At 42.9% G+C, this 10,492-nt stretch carries 9 protein-coding genes; 5 read left to right on the forward strand and 4 right to left on the reverse strand.

From position 1 onward, the window contains the following. Positions 1-103 precede the first annotated feature (103 nt). Entirely contained in the window at positions 104-1,003 is a 900-nt protein-coding gene (locus AC805_RS14080; protein WP_231663031.1) for a Sll0314/Alr1548 family TPR repeat-containing protein, read from the reverse strand. Between the two features lie 438 nt (positions 1,004-1,441). Between AC805_RS14080 and petJ the strand changes: the two genes are divergently transcribed. The 5 genes from petJ to glgB all read left to right on the forward strand — a co-directional run bounded on the left by petJ (position 1,442) and on the right by glgB (position 7,213). Continuing rightward, on the forward strand, positions 1,442-1,783 hold the full coding sequence (gene petJ, locus AC805_RS14085; RefSeq protein ID WP_055076002.1) for a cytochrome c6 PetJ: 342 nt from the start codon (positions 1,442-1,444) through the stop codon (positions 1,781-1,783). Between the two features lie 396 nt (positions 1,784-2,179). Further along, the gene (locus tag AC805_RS14090; RefSeq protein WP_197278729.1) at positions 2,180-2,761 is read left to right on the forward strand and encodes a superoxide dismutase family protein; all 582 of its coding nucleotides are present in this window, start codon (positions 2,180-2,182) and stop codon (positions 2,759-2,761) included. 35 nt (positions 2,762-2,796) lie between these two features. Further along, positions 2,797-3,246 carry a hypothetical protein gene (locus AC805_RS14095; RefSeq protein ID WP_055076004.1) on the forward strand — a complete coding sequence of 150 codons (450 nt, stop codon included), beginning with the start codon at positions 2,797-2,799 and terminating at the stop codon, positions 3,244-3,246. Between the two features lie 27 nt (positions 3,247-3,273). Continuing rightward, positions 3,274-4,485, forward strand: a complete 1,212-nt coding sequence (locus tag AC805_RS14100) for a sulfite exporter TauE/SafE family protein (protein ID WP_055076005.1) — start codon at positions 3,274-3,276, stop codon at positions 4,483-4,485. A 469-nt stretch (positions 4,486-4,954) separates the two neighbouring features. After that, positions 4,955-7,213 (forward strand): 1,4-alpha-glucan branching protein GlgB, encoded by a 2,259-nt coding sequence (glgB, locus tag AC805_RS14105; protein ID WP_055076006.1) that lies wholly within the window; start codon positions 4,955-4,957, stop codon positions 7,211-7,213. A 220-nt stretch (positions 7,214-7,433) separates the two neighbouring features. Here the strand turns inward: glgB and AC805_RS14110 are convergent, their stop codons facing one another. The 3 genes from AC805_RS14110 to AC805_RS14120 all read right to left on the reverse strand — a co-directional run bounded on the left by AC805_RS14110 (position 7,434) and on the right by AC805_RS14120 (position 9,893). Next, the gene (locus tag AC805_RS14110) at positions 7,434-8,438 is read right to left on the reverse strand and encodes a DMT family transporter (protein ID WP_055076007.1); all 1,005 of its coding nucleotides are present in this window, start codon (positions 8,436-8,438) and stop codon (positions 7,434-7,436) included. A 496-nt stretch (positions 8,439-8,934) separates the two neighbouring features. Further along, positions 8,935-9,333: a hypothetical protein gene (locus AC805_RS26870; protein WP_055076008.1), complete on the reverse strand. Its 399-nt coding sequence runs from the start codon at positions 9,331-9,333 to the stop codon at positions 8,935-8,937. A 182-nt stretch (positions 9,334-9,515) separates the two neighbouring features. Then, on the reverse strand, positions 9,516-9,893 hold the full coding sequence (locus AC805_RS14120; protein ID WP_055076009.1) for a hypothetical protein: 378 nt from the start codon (positions 9,891-9,893) through the stop codon (positions 9,516-9,518). Between the last annotated feature and the right edge of the window lie 599 nt (positions 9,894-10,492).

Raw genomic sequence — 10,492 nt, forward strand, 5'->3', positions numbered from 1 at the left:
ATATAACAAAGATAAGTGGCGGCGCATTGCGCCGCCACTTATCTTTGGGGTTTGATATTCCAAACAAATCTAGTTTTTATTTCAGTAGCTTGAATCCAAAACCTTATTTCTGTTCGGGACAATTGGTACCATTGGAAATATTGCGACATTGCTCGCGAATCTCAGACAGGAGGCTGGGGTTCAACTGCTTAGATTTGCTAAGAGCAAGTTCAAAATGTTTTTTGGCAGTAGGAATACTGCTACCACCCTGCATCCATAATACCTGTCCCTTGAGATAGTTCAGTTCTGGATTGCTGGGTGCAGAAGCCAAGGCCTTATTTACGGCATCCAGTGCGAGTTCTGGCTTCCGCGCATCGCGGTAGGCGAGGGCAATTCCACGCCATTTCAAATAATCGGGGGCTGCATATTGCTTCAGACTTTCTAAGGCAGTCTCAAGGTCAGAGAGGGGTAATACTGAAGCGATCAGCATATCCACATAGCCCTTAATCAAATTTAGCTCAGGATCGTTAGGGGAGATATCCTTGGCTTTTTGGATATTGTCAAAGACACTCTGCACCAAGGGCAAAGCCGAAGGCGCACTAGATACGCCTTCAGTTTTGATAATATATCCCGCTGAAATCAGATCGCTAACGGCTAAATATGTGTAAGCTCTGAGATTATCCTTACCCTTTAAGGCTTCAGCGTTGACACGAACGCGATCGCCCGCAATCTTCATGGACAAATAGTCTTCTTTAGCGTAAAAAGTAGATGCTCGCAAGGAAAACAGAAGTGGATCGTTAGCTTCCGTTCTAACGGCTAAATCCAACTGTTTTACTGCTGCTACATAATTTCCGTCTTTGAACATTAATTCAAAGGCTTTTTGAGTTTCACTACCGATCTCTCTTGCATTTGTGGAGCGAAACGGATCGGCGGCGAAGCTAGGCATCGCAGTGAAAGCAGTAATTAAGACTGCTAAGCAAGATGCAGATACAGACACAAATACAGATTGCAAAGGGCGCTTCATAAAATTCCCAAAAAGGTTCAGGCTATAAGTTAAGTGGCTATTATTAGCAAGGTTGAGATCGTTTTTTGGCATTCTGACAAATTTAACTCGTACTTAACCTAAATATTTAATTTAAATCTAGTCAGAAATTTTAAGTTGTCTGCAACATAGTACGTTAATACTATGAGAGACGATTTTATTTTAAAAAAAGTTTCTTATCATCACCTAACAGTCGGGATTGTAAGCAGTTCAGCAATTACCCGCCCCAATTTTTGACATTTTAATGAAATTTTATGTTGTTTGACGAGCCGTCTTTTGACTGCCAGTGCAAGTAGGGGCATGATGTACCCAGACTAAAATTCAACTCGACTTTGCGGCTAAGCCGCGTAGGGCATCGGCGTAAAGCTTTGCCCTTATTTTTCGTAGATATTTAAGTAACTCGACCAAGGAATTATAACTATGAAACGCATTTTCTCTATTTTCGCGATCGCGCTGACACTGTTTTTGGGGCTATCCTTTAGCCAACCAGCCTTTGCCGAACAGACATCAGGTCAAAAAGTTTTTAGTTCAAACTGCGCTTCCTGTCATGCAGGCGGCACAAACCGAGTAGTAGCAGCCAAAAGCTTGAAAAAAGATGCCTTGGAAAAGTATGGCAAATACTCGGTTGAGGCAATCGTCGCCCAAGTTACTAAGGGGAAAGGTGCAATGCCTGCTTTTGGCAAAAAACTCACTGCTAATGAAATTAATTTAGTCGCAAACTATGTGATCGAGCAAGCTGACAATGACTGGGCAAAAAGCTAGGAGATATTAATACCAATTCCCAAAATGGCAACGCCATTTTGGGAATCTCAAAACCTTACTGGGTTTTATACCAATTCATGAAAGTGTGACAACACTTTCGTGAATTGGTATAAAACCCAGAATCAAAACCTATAGCGCACGCTGCGCGTGCACTATAGGTTTTAGGATTTTATATTTAATTGCGCCTAGCTACTTAATAAGGGTTTTGAGTTTTCATTTTGCCATAGGCAAAATGAAAACCTCAATGTAAGAGCATTTTAGGAAAACAGGTTTTAAAAAAGCGAACATATGACCAATAAAATGATTGATAAAAATTATCTTCTAGCCCTTTTTAGGCATGATTTTAGCCATAATTTTAGGCATAAGCTTAATCTTGTTAATTTGGGTTTGGCCTGCATGACAATCACAGCAGCTACCGCAGTCACTTCCACAACTACGGCGATCGCTCAAAATGCCACTTCCGTGATTATTCCCAATCCTCAAAATGCGATCGCCAGTATTTTTAATATCAAAGGCGAGCAGGTGGGAACAGCAACATTCACCCAAACGCCGCTAGGATTGCAGGTTATCGTCAATGTCGAGAAACTCACTCAGGGCGAGCATATGATCCATATCCATGAGAATGGGAAATGTGATGCTCCAGATTTTAAGACATCGGGAAATCACTTCAATCCTAAAGATGATGACGATGTCGATAATGAGATTAATCCTATGCATGGAGCCCATGGGAGCCATGAAAAGCATGAAGGAGAAAAACATAACCCCGCAGGTGATTTGCCCAATATTGTAGTTAAGAAAGATGGCAAGGGAAACCTGAACGCCCTACTTCCCCGACTAAGTTTGGATAACAAGCCCAACTCTCTGCTCAAGCAAGGCGGTACATCCATTCTCATCCATGCAGGCGCAAATGGAAATTCAACTATTCCGAATGTTGATTACAAGACTCGCATTGCCTGTGGAGTAATTAAGAAATCCTAACCGTTCCATCTCAAAAAACAATCATTAATTAATCAATGTTGGAAATTGCTTCTATCCTATTAAATTTGCATCTATCTACTCCTAATCTCAACGTGGATTTAGGAAGTAAGAGCTTTCCCATTCGTATTGCCCATGAAGTGAGAACCTCTAATGAAGTTGGAGGGACATTACATATCGAGCCAGACGATCGCCCGATCGCAGGTCAAAGATCGCGAGCTTGGATCGCGTTAACGAGACGGGGCGGCGAAATCATTCCTTACAACAACTGTAACTGTCGTCTAGAAGTAAGGTCTCTAACCAACAAAAATATTAGATTTACAGTATCTCAAATGCCATCGATCCTTGATCGCTACTTGGGCTTGCCGAGTATCGAGATAGTATTTCCACAGGTAGGCAGATACGAACTGCTATTAAACGGCGCACCTAAGGGAGATGAAGATTTTCCACCCTTTGAATTAACTTTTACCGTCAATGTTGGCAAATAAGCATCCAAATTGCGTTATATGTGAAGAATGCTAGATTTATTGCTTATATCCGCCTTGGGATTTTTAGGAAGTTTTGGTCACTGCGTGGGTATGTGTGGCCCCTTGACCGTTGCCTTTTCACTTTCTAGAAAAGATCGACAAGATCGCGAGCCTTCCCAAGGTTGGCAACAGCATCTGTACTTTCACGCATTGCTCAATATTGGTAGGATTTTCAGTTATGTACTGGTAGGCGCGGCGATTGGGGCGATCGGTTCAGTACTAATTGCCAGTGGTCAGTTAGCAGGCATAGAAAGCGATCTGCGGCGGTGGCTAGCGATTTTGACGGGAGTTTTATTAGTATGGATGGGACTGGTGCAGATCGAGCCTGAAGGTTTACCTCAGATCCCCTTTCTCAATCCCATAGCTGCCCTCGGACTCCATCAGCGTCTTAGCAATGCCATGATGAAGTTATCCCTCTATTCCCATCCTATTACCCCTGCTTTACTTGGAATGACATGGGGATTGATTCCCTGTGGTTTTCTCTATACAGCTCAACTCAAGGCAGCCGAAACTAGCAATATGATGCAGGGAGCGTTAACGATGCTGGCTTTTGGGCTCGGCACTTTACCATCGATGCTGGGCATTGGCATATTTGCGGGACTAATGAGTCGCGATCGCCGCAGTCAGTTATTTCGGATGGGCGGGTGGATCACGCTAACAATTGGCATCCTAACGGTATTGCGAAGTAGCGATATGGTGGATTATACGGGGCATGGTGGATTAATTCTGCTCGTTCTTGCGTTGGTAGCGCGTCCACTCGGACAAATATCAAAATTTTGGTCGGCGTTAATGACCTATCGCCGTGCCATCGGGATGGGAGCCTTCATCCTTTCCATCGCCCATACTTTCCATATGCTCGAACATACTTTTCAATGGAATTTTGATGCTTTATCTTTCCTGATCCCAAGGCATCAACTAGCAATTTGGTTAGGGGCGATCGCGATCGCCTTAATGACTCCAGCCGCCATCACCAGTTCCGATTGGATGGTCGCTAAACTCGGTAAGGCTTGGCGTTATTTACATTTACTTTCGGTTCCTGCGTTGGTACTCGCCTCAGTGCATACCATTGCGATCGGTTCAAGTTATCTGGGTGCGGTGGAATGGAATCTTAAAAATTGGATCTTGACGATTTCCTGTGGGGCAATTACAGCGATCGTCTTATTTTTGAGAATGATTAATTTAAAAACGATGAAAAACTAAATAGGTAAGGATGGGCGGCGCTTTGCGCCGCCCATCCTTACCTATTTACTCCCTTCCCAGTGAAGAATTAGACGTTGCGGCGCTTCGCGCCGCAACGTCTAATTCTTGGTTTTTAATTTCTAATTTTATAGCGGGAAGGGAGTAGAAATACTAACAAATAAGCCTAGCAATTTGCTTTTTCGCGAATATTTGCGAATATTCACGCATATTCATATAGCTGTCGCCAATTGTACTAGGACATAAACCCCAAGAATTGACTGGCGGTGCGAAGCGCCGCCAGTCAATTCTTGGGGTTTGATTTGTCCTAAGTCAAGTGACTGTAGCTATAAATATTTTTGGCAAAGAATTTAACAGCAAGCACCACATTAAAAAAAAACGAAATAAACCATCAGTCTTTAGTTTAGATTACACATCGCAATTTGGTGAATAATATGCAGTAATTTAAATATGTGCGTTTACTAAAAGAGATATGACCCCGACCATACCCACCGAGCAGATCGATCGCATTGTGTGGAACCAACACCACGACCCTTTTACAGTCCTCGGGCCACATCAAATTGAGCAAGACGGTAAGTCGGTATGGGTGGTTAGAGCGTATCTACCCGATGCAGAGGCAGTATATGTAGTTACACCCGACCAACATAAAGAATATCCGATGTATTCCGTGCATCACCCGCACTTTTTTGAATGCATTATCAGTGATGCCCCCCACCTATTTAGCTATCAATTTAAAGTCAAGTCTGGTGACAGCGATCGCCTAATTCGCGATCCCTATTATTTCAAATCACCATTACTGACAGAGTTTGATGCCTACCTATTTGGTGAAGGAACGCACTATCAAATCTATGAAAAAATGGGTGCGCACCTTACCACCATCGATAATGTCAGTGGGGTATATTTCGCAGTCTGGGCTCCTAATGCCCGCAACGTCTCTATCATTGGTGATTTCAATAGCTGGGACGGACGCAAGCACCAAATGCGTAAAGGTAATACGGGTATTTGGGATCTATTTATTCCCGATTTAACCGTTGGTACAGTATATAAATACGAAATCAAGAGTCCTGAAGGACATATTTACGAAAAATCCGATCCCTACGGCTACTTCCAAGAAATCCGCCCTAAAACCGCTTCGATCGTCACGGATCTCAATACCTACCAGTGGAACGATCGCGCTTGGCTAGAAAAGCGACGCACGGAAGATCCCCTCAAAAAGCCCATCTCTGTCTATGAAATGCATCTCGGATCTTGGATGCATGCCTCATCGGCAAATCCTCCTGAAAGTGGCTATCCTGCAGTATCCGCAGCCGATCTTAAGCCTGGAGCGAGATTTCTCACCTATCGCGAACTTGCCGAAGATCTCATCCCCTATGTCAAGGAAATGGGCTATACCCATATTGAGATGATGCCCATTGCCGAGCATCCCTTTGATGGCTCTTGGGGCTATCAAGTCACTGGTTACTATGCCGCCACATCCCGCTATGGTACACCGCAGGATTTGATGTATTTCATCGATAAATGTCACCAGAATGACATTGGCATCATTGTCGATTGGGTTCCCGCTCACTTCCCCAAGGATGGACATGGTTTATCCTTCTTTGATGGAACTTTTCTGTACGAGCCTGCGGATGTCAGAATTGGCGAGCATAAGGAATGGGGAACCAAGATTTTTAACTACAAACGTAGTGAAGTTAAGAATTTCTTGATTGCCAATGTCCTTTTCTGGTTTGACAAATACCATATTGATGGTATTCGGGTTGACGCGGTTGCCTCAATGATCTATCGCGATTACAACCGCGAAGCGGGAACTTGGTTGCCCAATGAGTACGGCGGTCGCGAGAGTTTGGAGGCGATCGAGCTATTTCGTCACCTGCACAGCATTCTATTTACCTATTATCCTGGAGCGCTTTCTATTGCCGAAGAATCTACCTCTTGGCCGATGGTGACATGGCCCGCCTATTCGGGTGGCTTGGGCTTTAACCTGAAATGGAATATGGGATGGATGCATGACATGCTGGACTATTTCAAGCTCGATCCCTATTTTCGCGGACATAATAACAACTACCTAACCTTTAGCATTTGGTATGCCTTCAGCGAAAACTTCATGCTAGCGCTCTCCCACGATGAAGTGGTTCATGGCAAAAGTCCAATGATCGGGAAGATGCCTGGAGATGAATGGCAGAAATTTGCCAATCTGCGCTGTCTCTTTGGCTATATGTTTACCCATCCTGGCAAGAAAACCATGTTCATGGGGATGGAGTTTGGGCAATGGGCGGAATGGAATGTTTGGGGCGATCTCGAATGGCATTTATTGCAGTATCCCAGCCATAAAACATTGCAAAAATATGTCAGCGATCTCAATAAACTATTGCGATCGCTCCCCGAACTTTACACTCAGGATTTCACCCAAGAAGGCTTTGAATGGATTGAATGCAACGATACGCGCAATTCGGTCATCTCTTTCCTACGGAAAGGCGAAGATGGCGAGTTTGTATTAGTGGTCTGCAACTTTACCCCAGTTCCCCATCATAACTATCGGGTTGGTGTTCCTGCAAAGGGCTTCTATAAAGAGATTCTTAATAGCGATGCTCCAATCTATGGCGGTAGCGGGATCGGTAATATGGGAGGCAAGTATACCGATGACTACGGTACTCATGGTAAACCTTATTCTATCGATGTGACTGCGCCACCCTTGGGCGTAGTTATCTTAAAGTATCGAGGCGAAGTCTAAATTAAGTAGCTAAGAAGCATAATAGAAGAGCGTACCGACCGCTACACGGTCGGTACGCTCTTCTAGGTTTTGGTTTTTACTTATGCTGAACTACTTATAGCTACAGTCACTTGAATTAGGACAAATCAAACCCCAAGAATTAATTGGCAGCGCTTCACGCCGCCAATTAATTCTTGGGGTTTATGTCTTAACTTATTTGGCTAAAGCTATACTTCGGTACTTATAAACCAACAATCATTTGTATGGGTGCGCGATCGCTAGCAGGCGATTGCTTGATTTTTGCTTGTTGGAGATTGCCAATAAAGCTAACAATCAAGCCAATCAGTAACAAACTTCCACCCGTATATTGAGCTTGAGTTGGCACTTCGCGCAAAATTACATAGGCCATAATAACAGCCATAATTGGGTTGCATAGGCTTGCTAAATTGATTTCGGCAATCGTGGCTTTTTTTAGTCCTGCTAGCCAACAAAGCTGACCTGTAACGACAATAACTGCCGCATAGATCAGCATCCATTGCAAGAGTAAAGGAGAGAAAACATCAACAAAATGCCTCGTGCCATAAAGAATATTTGCCAATAGAAAAAAAACCACCGTCCCTAGCAGGTTTCGATAAACCATAAAAATTCCTAAGGGAATTTTTTTTAACTGTCGTTTATTCACAATCGTAGAGATAGAAATAATGACGGCGGCGATCGCTACTAATGTTTCGCCCGTTCCAAAGCGAAAACCACCCATCTCAATGCTATTAGTTGAAGATGTCATGAATGCAGTCGTAGCTACCCCCGCAAAGGAGAGGAAAGTGCCAGCGATCGACCAATTATTAAGGGTTGCTCCTAAGAGCCAAACGCTGAGAAAGAGAGTTAAGATCGGCTCGATTCGACCGATTAGTACGATATTTGTGACGTTGGTTATTCCTAAAGCGTTGAAAATCAAGGCAGGAGCGATCGCTCCTGATAAAATTCCTGTAATAGTCAGTCCTACCCAATCCTTACGAGTGATTGTCTTGAGATTCGCTCGATTCCAATGTTTATGAAAAATGAGAATCATTAAACCCAAAGCACAGATATTACCGACAAATAGAACATTACAAAGAGAGATTGGATTTCGTCCATCGACTAAATTATTTTGTCCAATTTGGACGAGCTTACGGGTGATCGAATTAGACGAAGCAAGAATCACCACCGCAAGAGCGAGATAGAAAGCAGCAGGAAGAAATTTTTTCATCTTAATCGGAAATAAACGAACCGCATAATTTTTGTTAGAAGTATTTCCTTGCAGTACTTCTCATTCCAATTGTAGTTCTGATTTTAACGCAAAGCGCTTGAGGATATTTTTGTGACCATAATACTACAGCGCTTTGCGCTCAAACCCGAATTAAGCAAATTGTTAAAAGTGTTGCAGAGCCGTACTTTTAACGATTTTTTGTGGTTCGTTTGATCGAAAATTGCTGTAAATACATCAACATAGTTAAAGAACAAAATCAAAGCTTGTACCGTCTGCCCAGCAGGCAGTACAGTTTTTGGGATTTGATGCTTAGCTACTTATTTCTAACTCTGTCATTTTGGAAGGGAAATACGAAAACAATCGCGATTAATGCTAGAAAACAGAACCTACCGCAGTCAAAGGTATAGGCTCTCGGCTTTTATAGGAATTTACGATATGTTAAACGCAAATTTGTTAAACGCAAATTTTGGGATTGTGAACTTCAACTCTCAAAGGACTATTTAACTTCATCGGCTGGAAATATTGGCACTTTTCCTTTCCTAACAGCAACAACGACATCATAGGTCGCGCAGTAAGAGAAGGTTACATCATTAGCTTTATTGTAAAGACTTACAACCATACCCGCTCCACCAGTCTGAACGCCTAGGGGTTCGAGATCGCCAAAAAAGTAACGACGTAATTGATTACCACTACCAATTTGTCCTTTGTTCTTCGCAATCAGATCGATCTTTTCTTGATCTTTGGATTCAGCTAAAGCAGTTACCGTATTTTGGAGTGGGGGAAAAAAGCTATCTCTCTTCGCAATGAGGATTATATTTGACCGATCTATGGTTTCTGCGGAAGCATTTACAATATTTTGGAGTGGGGAAAAAAGCTGTAGGTAGCAATATCGCAAATACCGAGCGCACCTGCAATAGCGAGAGGGGCAAATAAAGAGCCAAGAAATTCGATCTTTAACATTGGGGTGGAGAAATAAAAGGACTTAAAAATCGTTCGGATGGCATTGGCATTTTACTGGTGTCTTGCAGTTTTCAACTGATTAGGGACAAATTGAAAACTGCAATAAGTTGGGAAAAATTATTTCACTTCATTGGCAGGAAATACGGGAACTCTACCTTTTTTAACTGCGACAACAACGTCATAGGTCGCGCAGTAAGAAAAGGTCACATCGTTGGCTTTGTTGTAAAGATTAACAACCATACCCGCACCACCTGGTTGAACGGCTAGAGGTTCGAGATCGCCAAAGAAGTAACGACGTAATTGATCGCCATTGCCAATTTGTCCTTTATTCTTAGCAATAAGATCGATCTTTTCTTGTGCGGTAGGTTCTGCTGAAGCAGTCACAGTATTTTGAAGTTGAGGCACAAAGCTATGGGCAGCAATATCACCAATGGAAATCGCACCAGCAAGGGCTAGAGGAGCAAGCAAAGGGCTAAGAGATTTGATCTTTAACATTGTGTTAATGGAGTATATGGGTTTATCGAAGTCTTCTATTTGCCAAGGGCTTTTCTAAAGCTTCTACAAACACTACGGAGATCGAACTAGATTGGATGAAGTAAATTAGGGTTAGAGCGATCGCTTTAAATCAAGAAATTTTTGGGGGATTACTCAATCGTCCGCCCAAAAGAATTAATTAGGAACTAAGCCCCAAAATGCAAGTGGCGGGAGACTGTCAAGTAAAGTGGGTGAAGTCTAGAAGCTATATGTGGAGACGATCCTCTTCGAGGATCGCAAAGAGATTGAGAGCAGGTTTCCAATCTCGAATGGGTATCGTCCACTTCTTCGAGATATTCCGCATCGCCAAATAGACCATACAGGCAACTAATAACGCCTTAGATGTAAAGTTTAACCAGATCGCCGATTGAGGATGACACCGAATAAATACAGAAAGGCGATCGCTAATTTAGCGATCGCCTTTCGATGCTTTGCACCTCTTTTTGTTTTTAATCCTTATCTTTAAATCTTTGTTTTTAATCTTTGTTTTTAATCTTTTTCCGACCTTCTAGGTCGTAATAATCAGGCTTGGTAACTTGCGGCGATCGCGCGATCGCTAA

The sequence above is a fragment of the Pseudanabaena sp. 'Roaring Creek' genome, from assembly GCF_001402795.1.
Taxonomy (GTDB): Bacteria; Cyanobacteriota; Cyanobacteriia; order Pseudanabaenales; family Pseudanabaenaceae; genus Pseudanabaena.

Coding starts and splice junctions, on each gene's coding strand:
- AC805_RS14120 (WP_055076009.1), bottom strand. CDS start 9,893: ATGTTAAAGATCAAATCTCTTAGCCCTTTGCTTGCTCCTCTAGCCCTT.
- AC805_RS14080 (WP_231663031.1), bottom strand. CDS start 1,003: ATGAAGCGCCCTTTGCAATCTGTATTTGTGTCTGTATCTGCATCTTGC.
- glgB (WP_055076006.1), top strand. CDS start 4,955: ATGACCCCGACCATACCCACCGAGCAGATCGATCGCATTGTGTGGAAC.
- AC805_RS14095 (WP_055076004.1), top strand. CDS start 2,797: ATGTTGGAAATTGCTTCTATCCTATTAAATTTGCATCTATCTACTCCT.
- petJ (WP_055076002.1), top strand. CDS start 1,442: ATGAAACGCATTTTCTCTATTTTCGCGATCGCGCTGACACTGTTTTTG.
- AC805_RS14110 (WP_055076007.1), bottom strand. CDS start 8,438: ATGAAAAAATTTCTTCCTGCTGCTTTCTATCTCGCTCTTGCGGTGGTG.
- AC805_RS14090 (WP_197278729.1), top strand. CDS start 2,180: ATGACAATCACAGCAGCTACCGCAGTCACTTCCACAACTACGGCGATC.
- AC805_RS14100 (WP_055076005.1), top strand. CDS start 3,274: ATGCTAGATTTATTGCTTATATCCGCCTTGGGATTTTTAGGAAGTTTT.